The organism is Pantoea sp. ICBG 1758, assembly GCF_002928325.1.
Lineage (GTDB): Bacteria > Pseudomonadota > Gammaproteobacteria > Enterobacterales > Enterobacteriaceae > Pantoea > Pantoea eucrina.
In genome coordinates, this window is record NZ_POWL01000001.1 from 1380593 (window position 1) to 1397252 (window position 16660).

The 16660-nt window shown below is 57.2% G+C and carries 14 protein-coding genes; 4 read left to right on the forward strand and 10 right to left on the reverse strand.

Annotated features, from left to right (window positions below; genetic code table 11):
• Positions 1-436 precede the first annotated feature (436 nt).
• Entirely contained in the window at positions 437-4381 is a 3945-nt protein-coding gene (gene putA, locus C1Y41_RS06790) for a trifunctional transcriptional regulator/proline dehydrogenase/L-glutamate gamma-semialdehyde dehydrogenase (protein ID WP_104085120.1), read from the forward strand.
• A 302-nt stretch (positions 4382-4683) separates the two neighbouring features.
• On the opposite strand, the gene C1Y41_RS06795 is transcribed toward putA, so the two are convergent.
• The 9 genes from C1Y41_RS06795 to C1Y41_RS06835 all read right to left on the reverse strand — a co-directional run bounded on the left by C1Y41_RS06795 (position 4684) and on the right by C1Y41_RS06835 (position 13481).
• Positions 4684-5763: an acyltransferase family protein gene (locus C1Y41_RS06795; protein ID WP_104085121.1), complete on the reverse strand. Its 1080-nt coding sequence runs from the start codon at positions 5761-5763 to the stop codon at positions 4684-4686.
• 399 nt (positions 5764-6162) lie between these two features.
• Positions 6163-6915 carry an L-cystine ABC transporter ATP-binding protein TcyN gene (gene tcyN / locus C1Y41_RS06800; protein WP_071667940.1) on the reverse strand — a complete coding sequence of 251 codons (753 nt, stop codon included), beginning with the start codon at positions 6913-6915 and terminating at the stop codon, positions 6163-6165.
• Positions 6912-7580: a cystine ABC transporter permease gene (tcyL, locus tag C1Y41_RS06805; RefSeq protein ID WP_071667941.1), complete on the reverse strand. Its 669-nt coding sequence runs from the start codon at positions 7578-7580 to the stop codon at positions 6912-6914. The genes tcyN and tcyL overlap by 4 nt, the downstream gene beginning before the upstream one ends.
• Positions 7580-8380: a cystine ABC transporter substrate-binding protein gene (gene tcyJ, locus C1Y41_RS06810; RefSeq protein WP_104085122.1), complete on the reverse strand. Its 801-nt coding sequence runs from the start codon at positions 8378-8380 to the stop codon at positions 7580-7582. The genes tcyL and tcyJ overlap by 1 nt, the downstream gene beginning before the upstream one ends.
• 164 nt (positions 8381-8544) lie before the next feature.
• Positions 8545-9531, reverse strand: coding sequence for a D-cysteine desulfhydrase (locus C1Y41_RS06815; protein ID WP_104085123.1), 987 nt, complete (start codon positions 9529-9531; stop codon positions 8545-8547).
• Between the two features lie 129 nt (positions 9532-9660).
• Positions 9661-10164: a flagella biosynthesis regulatory protein FliZ gene (gene fliZ / locus C1Y41_RS06820; RefSeq protein WP_039385047.1), complete on the reverse strand. Its 504-nt coding sequence runs from the start codon at positions 10162-10164 to the stop codon at positions 9661-9663.
• 48 nt (positions 10165-10212) lie between these two features.
• Positions 10213-10935, reverse strand: a complete 723-nt coding sequence (locus C1Y41_RS06825) for an RNA polymerase sigma factor FliA (RefSeq protein WP_039385048.1) — start codon at positions 10933-10935, stop codon at positions 10213-10215.
• Positions 10936-11075: 140 nt separating this feature from the next.
• On the reverse strand, positions 11076-12047 hold the full coding sequence (locus C1Y41_RS06830; protein WP_104085124.1) for an HNH endonuclease signature motif containing protein: 972 nt from the start codon (positions 12045-12047) through the stop codon (positions 11076-11078).
• Positions 12048-12200: 153 nt separating this feature from the next.
• The gene (locus C1Y41_RS06835) at positions 12201-13481 is read right to left on the reverse strand and encodes a FliC/FljB family flagellin (RefSeq protein WP_104085125.1); all 1281 of its coding nucleotides are present in this window, start codon (positions 13479-13481) and stop codon (positions 12201-12203) included.
• Positions 13482-13817: 336 nt separating this feature from the next.
• On the opposite strand from C1Y41_RS06835, the gene fliD reads away from it, so the two are divergent.
• From fliD to fliT, 3 genes are read left to right on the forward strand one after another with little or no spacing between them, the layout of a single operon-like run.
• Positions 13818-15239: a flagellar filament capping protein FliD gene (gene fliD / locus C1Y41_RS06845; protein WP_104085126.1), complete on the forward strand. Its 1422-nt coding sequence runs from the start codon at positions 13818-13820 to the stop codon at positions 15237-15239.
• Positions 15240-15248: 9 nt separating this feature from the next.
• Positions 15249-15629, forward strand: coding sequence for a flagellar export chaperone FliS (fliS, locus tag C1Y41_RS06850; protein ID WP_104085127.1), 381 nt, complete (start codon positions 15249-15251; stop codon positions 15627-15629).
• Between the two features lie 24 nt (positions 15630-15653).
• Positions 15654-16007 carry a flagella biosynthesis regulatory protein FliT gene (fliT, locus tag C1Y41_RS06855; RefSeq protein WP_071667947.1) on the forward strand — a complete coding sequence of 118 codons (354 nt, stop codon included), beginning with the start codon at positions 15654-15656 and terminating at the stop codon, positions 16005-16007.
• A 40-nt stretch (positions 16008-16047) separates the two neighbouring features.
• Here fliT and yedD read toward each other — a convergent pair whose 3' ends face one another.
• Positions 16048-16515 carry a lipoprotein YedD gene (gene yedD, locus C1Y41_RS06860; RefSeq protein WP_065649043.1) on the reverse strand — a complete coding sequence of 156 codons (468 nt, stop codon included), beginning with the start codon at positions 16513-16515 and terminating at the stop codon, positions 16048-16050.
• Between the last annotated feature and the right edge of the window lie 145 nt (positions 16516-16660).

The following is a 16660-nucleotide window of genomic DNA, read 5'->3' on the forward strand; positions in this document are numbered from 1 at the left end:
ATCACTTACCCTCTTTGTCACGGCAGTCGAATCAGCGCGGCAGCACCGGAACGGGGTGGCCACTGCGCGTTACCGCCGCCAGAGAAGCGAATTTCTCTTAAGGCGCGGTATCCTGCCGCAAAGGTGCGATGTGCACAATGGATTTAACACACCTGTTACCTGGGTTTCACCTCTCTTTCTCATTTCTTTGCTCAAAGGTTGCGCCCGTTCAAACTTTTGGTTGCACCAGAAACGCGGCTTTTTGCGGTTTAGTGAACCCGGTTGCAACTCTGGCGAGATTTTTGCAGCAAGAAACGTGCCGTTTCTTTACAGTTAACAAACAAACGGCTTTCAGGCATGCAACCTGGGTCACATTTAACACGGTTGCACAAAGTTGCAACATGAGTGATAGTGCAGCCCACGCTGATGTTGATTTATTTTTCAAGACGAGGAATTCATGGGAACAACTACCATGGGGGTGAAGCTGGATGAAGCCACCCGCGAACGCATTAAGCTGGCAGCACAGAAGGTCGATCGCACATCTCACTGGCTGATTAAGCAGGCTATTTTCAATTACTTAACCCAGCTTGAAGCGGGCGAGACCCTGCCGGAAATTCCCCTGCAGGCCAGTGAAACCACGGCAGAAGAGAACCTGCCCGAAGAGAGCCTGCAGCCGTTCCTCGACTTTGCTGAACACATTCTGCCGCAGTCGGTTACCCGCTCCGCAATTACCGCCGCATGGCGCCGGCCCGAGACGGAAGCGGTGCCGATGCTGCTGGAGCAGGCGCGCCTGCCCGCTCCGCTGGCAGAGAAAACCCATCAGCTGGCCTATAGCCTTGCCGACAAGCTGCGGCACCAGAAAGGTGCAACCGGACGCGCCGGAATGGTGCAAAGCCTGCTGCAGGAGTTCTCCCTCTCCTCGCAGGAGGGCGTGGCGCTGATGTGCCTGGCAGAAGCGCTGCTGCGTATTCCGGATAAACCCACCCGCGACGCGCTGATCCGCGACAAAATCAGCAACGGCAACTGGCAGTCGCACCTGGGCCGCAGCTCATCCATGTTTGTTAACGCCGCGACCTGGGGCCTGCTGTTTACCGGACGCCTGGTCTCAACCCATAACGAAGCGAGCATGTCCCGCTCGCTGAACCGTATTATCGGTAAAAGCGGCGAGCCGCTGGTGCGCAAAGGCGTGGATATGGCCATGCGCCTGATGGGCGAGCAGTTCGTTACCGGCGAGACCATCGCTGAGGCGCTGGCCAACGCCCGCAAGCTGGAAGAGAAAGGCTTCCGCTACTCCTACGATATGCTCGGTGAAGCGGCCCTGACCGCCGCCGATGCGAAAGCCTATCTGCTCTCTTATCAGCAGGCGATCCATGCGATTGGTAAAGCCTCCAACAGCCGCGGCATTTATGAAGGCCCGGGCATCTCGATCAAACTCTCTGCGCTGCATCCGCGCTACAGCCGCGCCCAGTACGATCGCGTTATGGAAGAGCTCTATCCGATCCTGAAATCGCTGACGCTGCTGGCGCGTTCATATGACATCGGCATCAATATCGATGCCGAAGAGGCCGATCGCCTTGAGCTGTCGCTGGATCTGCTGGAAAAACTCTGCTTTGAGCCTGAGCTGGAAGGCTGGAACGGGATTGGCTTCGTAATTCAGGCTTACCAGAAACGCTGCCCGATGCTGATCGACTCGCTGGTCGATCTGGCACAGCGCAGCCGTCGCCGCCTGATGATCCGTCTGGTGAAAGGCGCCTACTGGGACAGCGAAATCAAGCGCGCGCAGATGGAAGGTCTTGAAGGCTATCCGGTTTATACGCGTAAGGTATATACCGATATCTCCTATCTCGCCTGCGCCCGCAAACTGCTGGCGGTACCGAGTCAGATCTACCCGCAGTTTGCCACGCACAACGCCCACACGCTGGCCGCTATCTATAATCTGGCGGGTAATAACTACTATCCGGGCCAGTATGAGTTCCAGTGCCTGCACGGCATGGGCGAGCCGCTCTATGAACAGGTGGTGGGCAAAGTGGCCGATGGCAAACTCAGCCGTCCCTGCCGTATTTACGCGCCGGTGGGCACGCACGAAACGCTGCTGGCTTACCTGGTACGTCGCCTGCTGGAAAACGGTGCCAACACCTCCTTTGTTAACCGGATCGCCGATAAGAGCCTGCCGATAGATGAGCTGGTTGCTGACCCGGTGGTAGCGGTAGAAAAAATGGGCGCAGCCGAAGGCGCCGTGGGTCTGCCACATCCGAAGATCCCGCTGCCGCGCGATCTCTATGGCGACAAGCGCCCGAACTCCGCGGGTCTCGACCTCGCGAATGAACATCGCCTCGCCTCACTCTCCAGCGCCCTGCTGAACAGCGCCAGCCAGCCATGGGTGGCCCAGCCGATGATCGAGGGCACCCTGGAAACGGGTGTCAGCCAGCCGGTACTGAACCCGGCGGCGCCGGCTGACGTGGTCGGCAGCGTGCGCGAAGCCACCGAAACCGAAGTCTCTGCCGCGCTGGATGCGGCGGTCGGCGCCGGACCGATCTGGTTTGCCACTCCGCCAGCCGAGCGCGCGGCGATCCTTGAGCGTGCCGGTCAGGCGATGGAAGCGCAGATGCAGCAGCTGATTGGTCTGCTGGTGCGCGAAGCGGGCAAAACGTACAACAATGCCATCGCCGAAGTGCGCGAAGCGGTAGACTTCCTCTACTACTACGCCGGTATGGTACGCGATGATTTTGACAACGAAACGCATCGTCCGCTGGGTCCGGTAGTCTGTATCAGCCCGTGGAACTTCCCGCTGGCGATCTTTACCGGCCAGATTGCCGCCGCGCTGGCTGCCGGCAATAGCGTGCTGGCAAAACCGGCCGAGCAGACGCCACTTATCGCGGCGCAGGCGGTGCAGATCCTGCTGGATGCAGGCGTTCCCGCCGGCGTGCTGCAGCTGCTGCCCGGCCAGGGTGAAACCGTGGGCGCACAGCTCACCGGCGATGAGCGCGTGCGCGGCGTTATGTTCACTGGCTCAACCGCCGTGGCAACGCTGCTGCAGCGTAATCTTGCCGGTCGTCTCGATCCCCAGGGGCGTCCGACGCCGCTGATCGCAGAAACCGGCGGCATGAACGCCATGATCGTTGACTCCTCTGCCCTCACCGAACAGGTGGTGGTGGATATCGTTGCCTCCGCGTTTGACAGCGCCGGCCAGCGCTGCTCGGCGCTGCGTCTGCTCTGTATTCAGGAAGATGCCGCCGATCACACCATTAAGATGCTGCGCGGCGCGATGGCGGAGTGCCGCATGGGCAACCCGGAGCGTCTTTCAACTGATATCGGTCCGGTTATCGACCAGGAAGCGAAAGCGGGTATCGAGCGTCACATTCAGGCGATGCGCAACAAAGGCTTCACCGTTTATCAGGCGGTGCAGGAGAATGCGCAGGACCGTAAAGAGTGGGAGAGCGGCACCTTTATCAAACCCACGCTGATTGAGCTGGATCAGGTCAGCGATCTCGATAAAGAGATCTTCGGACCGGTGCTGCACGTGGTGCGCTTCTCACGCAGCAGCCTGCCGCAGCTGATTGAGCAGATCAATGCCACCGGCTATGGCCTGACGCTTGGCGTACATACGCGTATTGATGAAACCATCGCTCAGGTTACTGCAAACGCGCACGTCGGCAACCTCTATGTGAACCGTAATATGGTCGGTGCCGTAGTTGGCGTGCAGCCGTTTGGCGGCGAAGGCCTCTCCGGTACCGGCCCGAAAGCGGGTGGCCCGCTCTATCTCTACCGCCTGCTGGCACATCGTCCGGATGGCGCGCTGCGCCTGACCTTCGATCGTCAGGATGCTGAGCAGCCGGTTGACAGCAGCGTGCGTACAACGCTGATGGGCGCACACCAGGCGCTGCAGAACTGGGCGCAGGATAAGCCAGCATTGCAGGCGCTGTGCCAGCGCTATGATGAGCTGTCGCAGGCGGGCACGGTGCGTCTGCTGCCGGGTCCGACGGGCGAACGCAACACCTTCAGCCTGCTGCCGCGTGAACGCGTGCTCTGCCTGGCCGATAATGAGCAGGATGCGCTGATCCAGCTGGCTGCGGTTACCAGCGTGGGCAGTCAGGCGCTGTGGCAGGATGATGAGCTGCATCGCGCCCTGCTGAAAGCGCTGCCGCCGGCCGTACAGCAGCGTATCCGGCTGGCCAAAGATGCCCTGTCCGGTGAGTTTGATGCGGTGATCTACCACGGTGATGCCGATCAGCTGCGTACGCTGTGTGCAGATATCGCGGCACGCGAGGGCGCAATTGTTTCCGTCCAGGGCTTTGCCCGCGGAGAAACCAATCTGCTGCTGGAGCGGTTGCTGATTGAACGCTCGCTGAGCGTCAACACCGCAGCAGCGGGCGGCAACGCCAGCCTGATGACCATCGGTTAAACGTCAGGTTATGACAGTAAAGGGCCCCCTGCGGGCCCTTTTTTATTGCGGGTTTGCCAGGGACGCATTAATGCGTCCCCTACGTTTGGCATTGTTATCCCCGCAGGGGCGCCATTAATGGCGCCCGAACATCACCATCGACGCATAAATACCCAGTGACGCATAAATGCGTCCCCTACGTTTGGCATTGTTATCCCCGTAGGGGCGCCATTAATGGCGCCCGAACATCACCATCGGCGCATGAATACCCAGGGACGCATAAATGCGTCCCCTGGGGTTGGCATTGTTGCCGCTGGATTTACCTACGCTGCTTTGCGACGCTTCATGCCGATCAGCGTCGGGAACAGGAACAGCGACTGGCCCAGGCCGCGGTTGGTCAGTGACCAGACCGCTACTGAACAGAGCGAACAGATCCCGACGATTGCCAGCGGATAGAAACAGGCCCACAGCACGGAGAACCACGCCTGCTCAAACAGGTGATGGCGCTGGGCAAACAGAATTGCCGACATCCCGAAAAACTCAATAAAGATGCGGTGAATAACGTAGATTTGCAGCGTATTGCGCCCTACCCAGTTGAAAAAACGCATACTGAAACGCTGGTTAAGCCAGCGGCAGGCCGCCACGCTCACCAGCACGGCGATGACGCACATAAACAGGCTTTTATCCAGGCCCATAATCACGTGAAGTCCCGTCAGCGCGGCCAGTGCCGCCCACGGCAGCAGGTTTTCACGGCGCAGCTCGCTCAGGCGCAGCATCACCGGGCTCCAGAATGCGCCCAGCAGGAAGAACAGGAAATATTGCGCGACGCTCTGCGGCCCCCAGTAGGGAATGATTTTTTCCACCGCCAGATAATTCAGTACCACCGCCACAACCAGCAGCGCGATTTTCTGCTGATGGAAAATTTTTGCACACAGGAAGTAGATCGCCAGACCATACAGATACCAGGAGGTACTCATCGCCATAAACGTCAGCTTGAGAAACTCCAGCAGTGAACCGGCATAGGCCGCATTAAGATTTTGCGAAATGCGTTGCCCGGTGATTTCTGTGGAAATCCCGACAATTGACCACCACTGAATAAAGCCCCACAAAATATAGAGATAGAACAGATTGGTAATACGGCTGGTAAATACCTGTTTCCATGAACGATTCAAAATGCCATTGGTCGCCAGCAGGCCGGAAACAAAAAAGAATGCCGGCATACGTAATGGCGACAGTACCGTATTAAACTGTACCCATATTTCCGCCGGAAACCATCCGGCACTCAAATATTTTATCGTTGTTTCAAATCCCGGTAATACGGTGTGATAGAGCACCACCAGCAAAATACAGGCACCTTTCAGTGTATTTATCCAGCCTATATCATTTTTCCCGTTATCTTTCATCAGGTTGACTCCTAAAGCTGTGTAGGTCTGTAAGAGGTAAACGCATTAATAATCAGTTCGTGAGTTATGGTTATTAAACGATTATTCAACAGCACTGCGGGGAGTGTATCTGGCGAAAGTCCTAAATTGTCTTTGCTGGCCCTGATGTAACAAGACTTTACGTTAATCAAAATGCATTTACATCTGCCTGAAGCGGCACAGAGAGTTATAAACTGTGATTCAGGAAAAATAATCAGTAAGAAAAGCTGCTGTTTAATTAAGAGCAATCTGCAAACAGAGAAGCCAGTTAATAATTTAGCAATAAGACAATTATATGACTATGCACCAAAAGGATAAGAGAAACGCGAAGGGATATGATAGCAGCGAAATAAATAAGGGCCAGCGAACCGGCCCTGAATATTACTGATTAAGAAATTTATCCAGGAATTGTCGGGTACGAGCCTGCTGCGGATTACTGAACAGGGTTCTGGCCTCCCCCTGCTCCACAATGCGCCCCTGGTCCATGAAGATAGCGCGGTCAGCCACATCACGCGCAAAACTCATCTCATGCGTGACGATCACCATCGTCCGTTTCTCCTGCGCCAGGGCGCGAATGGTGTTCAGCACCTCGCCGACCAGCTCCGGGTCAAGCGCGGACGTCGGCTCATCAAACAGAATCACCTCCGGGCGCATTGCCAGCGCGCGGGCAATTGCCACCCGCTGCTGCTGCCCGCCGGAAAGCCGGCGCGGAAAGCTCGCCTCTTTACCCGTCAGCCCGACCTTCTCCAGCAGCTGACGTGCCCGCGCCTGCGCTTCTGCTTTCGGCTCACCTTTAACGATTACCGGCCCTTCAATAATGTTTTCCAGCACCGAACGATGCGGGAACAGATTGAAGTTCTGAAACACAAACCCGACCTGCTGGCGCAGCTGACGCACCTTCTCTTTCTGTTTGTTAAGACTCAGGCTGGCGTCAATGGTGATGCCGCCTACCGTCACGCTACCCTGATCCGGCACCTCCAGCAGATTGATACTGCGCAGCAGCGTGGTTTTTCCCGAGCCGCTGGGGCCGATAATCGCCACTACCTCTCCGGCAGCCACGTCGAGATCGATGCCGTGCAGCACCGTCTGCCCGTGAAATTTTTTCACCAGCTGGCGGACTTCAATTGCACTCATTTATCCTCCCGATCCTGACGATTAACGTGCGCTTCAAGACGGTTCTGCAGCGCGGAGAGCACGGTCGCCATGATCCAGTAGATCAGCGAGGCGGCCAGATACATGGTAAACACCTCAAGCGTGCGTGAGGTGATTAACTGCGCCTGACGAAACAGCTCCGGCACCTGGATAGTGGCCGCCAGCGAGGTATCCTTGACCAGGCTGATAAAGCTGTTACCGAGCGGCGGCAGCGCAGTCCGCGCCGCCTGCGGCAGGATCACCCGGCGCAGCGTCTGCCACGGGGTCATACCAATGCTGGCCGCCGCTTCCCACTGCCCGCGCTCGATAGAGGCGATAGCACCGCGCAGCGACTCTGACGCATAGGCCGCCGTGTTCAGCGACAGGCCAATCATCGCGGAGGGAATGGGATCGAGTTCAATGCCAAACTGCGGCAGGCCGTAGTAGATCATAAACAGCTGGGCGATCAGCGGCGTGCCGCGGAACACTGAGACATAGATGCGCGCCAGCCAGTTCACCGGCCAGAAGCGCGACAGGCGCATCAGGGCAAGAATAAAGCCCAGCAGCAGGCCAAAGAACATCCCGCCGATGCTGAGCTGCAGCGTAAACAGTGCCCCTTTAAGTAAAAAAGGTGCTGAATCCAGCACCAGATGTACGCTCTCCAGCATTATTTCGTCACGTCCGTGCCAAACCATTTATCAGAGAGTTTTTTCAGCGAGCCATCTTTCTGCATCTCTGCCATCGCCTGATCGATCGCTTTCAGCAGATCGTCGTTACCCTTACGCACCGCCACGCCAGCCTCCAGGCGCGAGAACGCCGGGCCCGCTACGGCCATGGTGTCACCGGTTTTCTTCACCAGATCGAGCGCGGCCAGGCGATCGACCAGAATGGCGTTCAGGCGGCCGGAGCGCAGATCCTGATATTTTGTCGGGTCATCATCATAGGTGCGGATATCGACGCCTTTGACGTTATCACGCAGCCACTGCTCATAGTTGGAGCCGAGGCCCACGCCCACTTTTTTCCCTGCCAGGTCCTCAGGTTTGGTGATGGTGCCGGCGTTTTTCTTCAGCGTCAGCGCCTGCACGCCCGAGATGGTGTACGGCGTGGAGAAGTCATACTTCTTTTTACGCTCATCGGAGATAGTGACCTGATTTATCACCACGTCGATACGTTTTGAATCCAGAGACGCCAGCATACCGTCCCATTTGGTCGGCTTCAGCGCCGCTTTTACGCCGAGATGCTGTGCCAGCTCCTGCGCAAACTCCACCTCAAAGCCGGTCAGTTTGCCGCGCTCATCCTGGAAACTGAACGGCGGATAGGTGCCTTCAAGGCCCACGCGCAGCTCGCCTTTATTTTTAATCTGTGCCAGCAAATCTTCAGCGGCAAAGGTTTTTGCGTTGATGCCTGCGAGCAGCGCCACCGCCATCATTCCCATCGCCAGCGGGCGACGAATCATAGAGAAAGCCATGTTTACCCCGTTATTATCTGTTGTGTGTGTCAGTGCAGGTGCGTCGCGTGACGCACCCTGTAACAGATAGCGTAGTCTTATTATGAACGCCACAGAAATTGCATCTCCGTGGTGACGTTACGCCTGTCTGTGGCAGCGATTATAGAGCGTTTCGTCAGCCTGTCTCATACCGAAGGATGATAAGCAAATAACGCCGGTGCGCCGCCGGTATGTACAAACAGCAGCGGCCCTTCGCGCCGGAAGCGCTTCTGGCTGATACCGTCAATCAGACCGGCCATCGCTTTGCCGGTATAGACCGGATCCAGCATGATACCTTCCAGCCGTGCCAGCAGGCGCACTGCCTCCATGCCCTCTTCGCTGGGTTCGCCATAGCGCGGCGCGTAGTACTCATCCCAGAGCGTGATCGCCGCCTGCGGCTTCAGCTCAAGCTGCTCTGCCAGCGCGCTGCGCAGCCGCTCTACCACCGGCAGCTGCGCGGCCACGCTACGTGACACTGTCACGCCAACCAGCTCGCTTTCCGGCAGCAGCTGCTCCAGCCCTACCGCCAGACCGGCATGGGTACCGGCGCTGCCGGATGCCACCACCACCGCCGCGAAATCCACTACGCCCTCGCTCTGATGGGCGATCTCCTGGGCGCACTCTACGTATCCCAGCGCGCCCAGCGCATTCGAGCCGCCGACCGGCACGATATAGGGGCGATACCCCTGCGCTTCGAGACGCTCTGCATAGTCGCTGAGCTGCTGCGGCGGATTATCCAGCGCCGCCACCATCTCCGTCTCCACGTCCATCAGATCAAGCAGCAGGCGGTTGCCGTTGGAGAGATAATTTTCTGCCGTGGTGCCAATCGGGTTTTCCAGCAGCGCCACGCACTTCAGGCCGAGTCGCGCCGCCACTGCGGCCGTCTGGCGTACATGATTGGACTGGATCGCACCGGCGGTCAGCAGCATATCCGCGCCCTGGCGGAGCGCGTCCGCGGCCAGAAACTCCAGCTTGCGCAGCTTGTTGCCGCCCAGCGCGACCGGCGTAACGTCATCGCGTTTAATAAAAATATCGCGGCCAAGGTAATCGGACAGACGCGGCAGATGCTCCAGCGGCGTAGGTGCGCCAAGCAGCTCAAGACGCGGAAACTGGTGCAGAAGATGTAGGGACAATGCAGGCCTCCAGGGCAGTGTGAAGATATCCCTGTAGTGTTGCAGAAGATGCGCTGAGGCGCATCCGGAATTGCGGGGTAGCAGCAGCCCGCTGCGGCACAGATCGCCGCAGCGGACATTAATCATTGATCAGCCGCGCTGCCAGCCGAGGAACTGATCGTATTTACGCAGCGCAATACGGTAGTTGTTATTACCGGCATCGGGCAGATCGTGCTGCAGACACTCATGCCAGCTGTTGCCGGATAGATTTTCTGCCGGGAAATTTCTCGCTTTCAGCATGTCATCAAGTCGACGCAGGCGCACCACATACTCCCGAATCGTACTGTGGTTCATCTCGGTCTGTTCAAACAGATACTGTTTAAACGCCATGATGTCGAAGTAGTTCGGATGGGTATTACAAAAAATATCGCTGCAGAAACGGCATAGCGCTGTCAGTTCGGGCTGCAGCTTCGTCCAGACCTGATCGTCAATCATCTGGTCCATGCGGGCTATCGCCTCTTTATTGATGATCTGGCCACGAAACACCAGCGCCATACGATCTAATACTTTGCCACAGTGTGAACAGTTGCTTTGGCTATGTTTATAGTCTTTAAGATAACGACTTAATGGCCTGACTTTAATTTTGGCTCCCATCGCTGAGTCCCCGGTTTTTTTATTTTTGTTTCCCCAGGACTGAGTCTGTCAGCGCGCTCCCGCTAACCGGGCACGCAGGCGTTTAATCGCCTGACTGTGCAGCTGACTGACGCGGGATTCTCCCACCTCCAGCACCGCGCCAATCTCTTTCAGGTTCAGTTCTTCCTGGTAGTACAGTGTGAGCACGAGCTTTTCGCGTTCGGGCAGCGCCTCGATTGCGTCAATCACGCGTTCACGCAGATTCCCTTCCATCAGCTGATGCAGCGGATTCGCCTCTTCATGGCCCTCTGTCACCAGCTCTGCGCTGTCACCGTGCTCTTCCCGATACTCGTCATAGGAGAAGAGCTGGCTATTGTTGGTATCCAGCAGGATCTGCCGGTACTCCTCCAGCGACACGTTCAGCTGCTGCGCCACCTCCTGCTCCGAGGCTGAGCGGCCGAGCGCCTGCTCCACCTGGTGCATGGCACCGGCTACTTCGCGCGCGTTGCGCCGCACGCTGCGCGGTGCCCAGTCGCGGCTGCGCAGTTCGTCCAGCATGGCGCCGCGAATACGCTGCACGGCGTAGGTGGTAAAGGCGGTGCCCTGCAGCGCGTCGTAGCGCTCCACGGCATTCAGCAGTCCGATGCCCCCAGCCTGCAGCAGATCGTCAAGCTCCACGCTGGCCGGCAGGCGCACCTGCAGACGCAGCGCTTCATGCCGCACGAGGGGAACGTAGCGCTGCCAGAGCGAATGTTTATCCATCACGCCGCCGGCGGTATAGAGATCGTTCACGTTGACTACCCTGCGTTAATTAAGTTATCGGCATGATTATCCAATTCTGTAGCGGTTTCGATTGGCAGAATAGGCGGGCAAAAGCGAGGTTATTTCAAATTAGTGATGGATGGCGGTGGCGGACACCGCCGTTGAGAACGTTATCTGTTGCGCTGCTGCAACCGCTGCCTTGTGGCAGGCGGCACCGCGGGCCACAGCGCGCAGATTTTGCCCGCCAGCGGCTGATAAGCGAAACCGTCCGCCGCTTCACTCTCCAGCGCCGCGCTGAGCATCACCTGCCCGGTTTCACCATCAATGCTAATCAGTTTATTGCGGAACAGGCGCTGCAGATCGCTGCGTAAAAACAGGCCGTTATCGACGCTGTTATCCGCCAGCAGCCCCGCCTCGCTCTCGTCGGTGTTGATATGGCACGCCTCCACCCACGGCCAGCCGTGTGGTTCAGTGAGCGGCGTGCCGGTGATGACGCAGGCGCCGTAGCGCGCTTTCACCGCCGCCAGAAACGCCGCCTGGCTGGCGTGCTGCAGCACGCGAGTTTTTACCCGCCGCCCGACTTCGGTGCCGGGCATCACCGCGGCGGGTGCCGGCTGCTGCTGCGTGCTCAGCACCACGATAAACTGCACCGCGCGCGACAGCGGAAAACAGGGGTGCGCCTGCGCGTCAAACAGCTGCCAGTACGCCTCCTCCTCCTGCTGACGTATCAGCACCAGCCGGTAGCCCCGGCTGGTGAGCAGGTTCTGCGCCGCCGCCGAGTGCGGATCGAGCATCGCATAGACCCGGCTCTCGCCCATCACTTTCCAGCGTCCCGCCTGGCTCACGTCATCGCTGCGGCGAAAATAGAGAAACGCCTGCTGCGTTTTCAGGTAGTGCTCAAAGCGGCGCAGATAGTTTTTGTGCTCGTTGTCATCGCTGATAAACAGCAGCTCCTCAAGCGGGCTGTTCAGCGCCTGCTGCGCAAACAGCGCGCGGATCACCAGATGGCGATAGCTCGCCGAGGGGCTCAGCAGGCCGCGTGCGGTAAGCGCTTTTTCGCCAGGATGCTGCTGCGCATAGCGCAGCGCAATCTCATCAAACGAGAGCAGCTCACCCGGTAACAGATCGTAGTTGAAGCGCATCGCCCCTCCCTGAGTGGAAAACGTGACCTATAGCGGAATGGTTCTGTAACAGATTATCGGCTGCGCGGCGGCAGGCTGTAGCGGGTGATGCCGCTTTTATACGCAAAAAAAAACCCCGCCAGAGCGGGGTTTTGATGCTTACGCGGTGAGCGATTAGCCCTGCAGCAGAGAGAGAACCTGCTGTGGAACCTGGTTCGCTTTGCCCAGCACGGAGTTACCCGCCTGCTGAACGATCTGCGCTTTAGACATGTTTGACACTTCAGTTGCGTAGTCCGCATCCTGGATACGAGACTGAGCTGAGGTCAGGTTAGTAGTAGTGTTGTTCAGGTTGGTGATAGCAGAGTTCAGACGGTTCTGCACCGCACCCAGGCTTGAACGGAAGGTATCGACAGAGGCGATAGCTTTGTCCAGCAGCGCCAGCGGATCTGCTGAAGATGCGCCAGCAAATTCTGGAGTAGTGCCTACAGTTACTGTTGTTGTGTTACCGGTGTTAGCTGTAGCGCCGCCGTTGTCTGTAGAGGTTGCACCTGCTGCATAGTTTTTACCGTCAACAGTCACAAAACCTGTTGCTTTACCAGCAGCGTCGTTTGCTACCTGGACAGCAACACCACTCTTAGTCGCTGTTGCACCGTCAGCAGTTGTATAAGTGACATCAGTGGTGTTAATGGTTACTTTGCCATCTGCAGAGTTAACTGATGCGGCGTAGAAGTTGTCACCAGACTGGACAACATAATCGCCACTAGCAGTACCATCTGCATTTTTCACGTTATGCAGGCTCAGACTGGAAGTATCAGTTACACCCAGAGCAGTTTTTACAGTTGCATCATAGTTAACAGTAGAAGGCGCGTTACCAGCAGTATCAGAAGGTACGGTAGTTAATGCTTCACCAACTTTCAGCGAGTTACCATCTACTGAAAAGCCTTTCAGACCTAAAGTTGAAGAGTCAATTTTTTTCAGGTCGATAGAGATAGTTTCGCCATCGTTCGCGCCAACCTGGATTTTCATGCTGCCATCTTTTGCCAGCACGTTTACGCCGTTGAACTGGGTCTGGCCAGATACACGGTCAATTTCGTCCAGACGCGATTTGATTTCGTCCTGGATAGATGATTTATCAGAATCGGAGTTGGTGCCGTTCTGCGCCTGCACGGTCAGCTCACGGATACGCTGTAAGTTGTTGTTGATTTCAGACAGCGCGCCTTCAGTGGTCTGCGCGGCTGAGATACCGTCGTTGGCGTTACGGGCTGCCTGAGTCAGGCCTTTGATGTTAGACGTGAAACGGTTAGCGATAGCCTGGCCTGCTGCGTCATCTTTCGCGCTGTTGATACGCAGACCAGATGACAGACGCTCCATTGAAGTAGAGAGAGCAGACTGGTTTTTGTTGATGTTGTTCTGAGTGATCAGCGAGAGGCTGTTAGTGTTAATGACCTGGGCCATGATAAAGTTTCCTGTTTAATCAAGTCTTTCGGTTAAGGTGTGGGCTTCAACCCGTCGGCTTCATCGCCGTCAAAGTTGTTATCGTCTGCCCCTGAACAACCTTTAGATTTTTTTTAGGACCGGGTGAATTTTTTTCGCTTCACCTGCCATGCTTCTGGTTATCGCCAGCCGTTTGCGCTTCTTTAGCCCCGCTTACCTTTTTTTTAGCGCCCGAATTACCTCCGTTACGCCCCTCTATTCCGTTTATCACTCACCGGTCATTAATTCTAAACTTTGCCGCGTTGACGCCGATAATTGCGCTATTCACTCTTTGCAGCGACAGGAAAAGGAAACTATATGGCCAGCATCTCTTCCCTCGGCGTCGGCTCAGGCCTGCAGCTTGGCGATATTCTCGATAGCTTAACTAGTGCAGAAAAAGCGAGCTTAAAGCCGATTACCACCCAGCAGAGCGCCTATACCGCAAAGCTCAGCGCCTACGGCACGCTCTCGAGCGCGCTGACCGCGTTCCAGACCGCCAACAGCGCGCTTAACAGCGCCGATGTCTTCAGCGCCACCACCGCAACCAGCAGCAGCACGGCGTTCAGCGCCACGACGTCGGGCAGCGTGGTGGCAGGTAAATACAGTATTAACGTGACGCAGCTGGCGCAGGCGCAGACGCTGACCTCCGCGGCGCAGAGCAGCAACAGCAGCGCGCTCGGCGACAGCGCCGCCAGCCGCACCCTGACCATTAAGCTTGCCGACGGCAGCAGCAAAGATATTGCGCTCACCAGCGACCAGACCTCGCTTACCGGCATGCGCGATGCGATCAATAAAGCGAACGCCGGCGTCTCTGCCAGCATTATTAAGAGCAACGAAGGCGAGTACCGCCTGTCGCTGACCGCGACCAAAACCGGTGAGGCGAACGCCGTCTCGGCGGTCAGCGTCAGCGGCGACGACACGCTGCAGGCAGTGGTCGGCTTTGATGAAAATGATATCGCAGCGAACAACAAGCTCAGCGTCAGCGTCGCGGCGCAGAATGCGCAGCTCACCGTGAACAATATTCCGATTACCAATAGCAGCAACAGCATCAGCGACGCGCTGGAAGGGATCACCCTGAATCTGACCGCGACCACCAGCGGCAACCAGACGCTTACCGTGGCGCAGGACACATCAAAAGCCACCACTGCGGTAACCAACTTTGTTAACGCTTATAACACGCTGCTCGATCAGTTCAGTACGCTGACCAAATATACCGCGGTGGAAAAAGGCGCTGACGCGCAGGACGCCAGCAACGGCGCGCTGGTCGGCGACAGCACCCTGCGCAGCATTCAGACGCAGATTAAGGGGCTGCTGACCAACTCCGCCAGCAGCTCCGCCTATAAAACGCTGGCGCAGATTGGTATTACCTCCGATCCCACCTCCGGCAAGCTCACGCTGGATGACAGCAAGCTGAAAACCGAGCTGGCGAAAGATCCGGACGGCATTAAAGAGATGATTATTGGTGACGGCAAAAAAACCGGCATCACCACGCGCCTCGCTGAAAATCTTACCAGCTGGCTCGCCACGAAAGGTCCGATCCAGACCGCCAAAGATGGCGTCAGCAAAACGCTGAATGAGCTGACGCAGAAATATAACGACATGAATACGCGCATCAATGATCAGATTGCGCGTTATAAAACCCAGTTTACCCAGCTGGATCTCGCCGTCAGCAAGCTCAACAGCACCAGCGACTATCTGACGCAGCAGTTTGAGAGCATGACCAGCAGTTCGAACAAATAAGGAGTGACCATGTACGGGGCAAATGGCACGCAGGCCTATGCAAAAATTGGCGTTGAGAGCGCCGTAATGAGCGCCACTCAGCCGCAGCTGCTGACGCTGCTGTTTGATGGCGCCATCAGCGCCGTGGTGCGCGCGCGTCTGTTTATGCAGGAGGGCAACATTGCGGGCAAAGGCAGCGCCATCTCGAAAGCGATCAATATTATCGAAGCGGGCCTGAAACAGGGTCTGGATGAAGCTTCAGGCGATGAGCTGACGCTGAACCTTATCGGCCTCTATTCTTATATGGTCCGCCGTCTGGTTGAGGCAAACATTCGCAACGACGTGCCAGCGCTGGAAGAGGTTGAAACGCTGCTGCGCAATATCGCTGATGCCTGGAAAGAAGTCGCTTAATCTTAATTCTTAGGACGCTATGTTATGAATACTGCACCGCACCTGATGCTGGCTTATCAGCAGATCCTCACCCTCAGCCACGGCATGCTGCGCCACGCCAGCCGCGGCGAGTGGGACGATTTAATTACTCACGAAATGGATTACGTCAGTGCGGTGGAGCGTCTGGCGCAGAGTACGGAAACCACGCCGCCGTCAGGCCAGCTGCAGGAGCAGCTGCGTCCGGTCCTGCGTCATATTCTGGATAATGAGAGCGAAGTTAAACGCCTGCTGCAGGCGCGGATGGATGAGCTGACGCGGCTGGTCAGCCAGTCCTCAGTACAGAAGTCGGTGATGCGCGCTTACGGTCAGCAGGGTGACGTCTGGCTGCCGCAGGCCTGAATACCTGCCCTCTCCCGCCGGGAGAGGGTCTCTTACTGCATTACTGCGCGGTATGTGCCGCAACCGGTTTCATCAGCTCTGGCTCAATATCCTGAATCACCGCCTCATCGGGCCGCTTCGCTACCTCTTCCAGCGCCTGCTGGCACTCCACGGTAGGCTGTTCCACTTTGCGCAGGCGCAGGCCATCATACTGCAATTCACCGTTTTCCAGCACCAGCGGCATCACGCGCGACTGGCGATTGACGTTGACCCAGTTGTCGCTCAGGCGGGTCAGCTTGCCCGGTTTGGCAATGACGCGCTGCCACTGGCGGCAATCGAGCGTATCGCCGTCGGCGGTGATAATCAGACTGCCCAGCGCCTGGCCGCTGATCAGCTTGCTCTGCGGCCCGGCGGTCTGCCAGTTGCCCTGCAGCGCGGCCGGCGCCGGGGTTTTTACCGCATCACTGTAGCTGTTAATCTGCGCACATCCGCTGAGTGCGACGGCGGCCAGCACGATCCACTTTTTCATTTTGATTCCCTGTCCTCGCGTTAATGGCGGCTACGGTATAATTTTTCTCAGGCGTAAGGCAAGCAATCTGCAGCAAAACCCGGCGCGCCTGACAACGCGCCAGGTTACCGTTACACTATGCGCCGAGTTAATGACCCGGAATAGA

Excerpts from the sequence above, each read along its gene's own strand:
- putA (WP_104085120.1), top strand. The coding sequence starts at position 437 with ATGGGAACAACTACCATGGGGGTGAAGCTGGATGAAGCCACCCGCGAA.
- C1Y41_RS06795 (WP_104085121.1), bottom strand. The coding sequence starts at position 5,763 with ATGAAAGATAACGGGAAAAATGATATAGGCTGGATAAATACACTGAAA.
- tcyN (WP_071667940.1), bottom strand. The coding sequence starts at position 6,915 with ATGAGTGCAATTGAAGTCCGCCAGCTGGTGAAAAAATTTCACGGGCAG.
- tcyL (WP_071667941.1), bottom strand. The coding sequence starts at position 7,580 with ATGCTGGAGAGCGTACATCTGGTGCTGGATTCAGCACCTTTTTTACTT.
- tcyJ (WP_104085122.1), bottom strand. The coding sequence starts at position 8,380 with ATGGCTTTCTCTATGATTCGTCGCCCGCTGGCGATGGGAATGATGGCG.
- fliZ (WP_039385047.1), bottom strand. The coding sequence starts at position 10,164 with ATGGGAGCCAAAATTAAAGTCAGGCCATTAAGTCGTTATCTTAAAGAC.
- C1Y41_RS06830 (WP_104085124.1), bottom strand. The coding sequence starts at position 12,047 with ATGCGCTTCAACTACGATCTGTTACCGGGTGAGCTGCTCTCGTTTGAT.
- C1Y41_RS06835 (WP_104085125.1), bottom strand. The coding sequence starts at position 13,481 with ATGGCCCAGGTCATTAACACTAACAGCCTCTCGCTGATCACTCAGAAC.
- fliD (WP_104085126.1), top strand. The coding sequence starts at position 13,818 with ATGGCCAGCATCTCTTCCCTCGGCGTCGGCTCAGGCCTGCAGCTTGGC.
- fliS (WP_104085127.1), top strand. The coding sequence starts at position 15,249 with ATGTACGGGGCAAATGGCACGCAGGCCTATGCAAAAATTGGCGTTGAG.
- fliT (WP_071667947.1), top strand. The coding sequence starts at position 15,654 with ATGAATACTGCACCGCACCTGATGCTGGCTTATCAGCAGATCCTCACC.
- yedD (WP_065649043.1), bottom strand. The coding sequence starts at position 16,515 with ATGAAAAAGTGGATCGTGCTGGCCGCCGTCGCACTCAGCGGATGTGCG.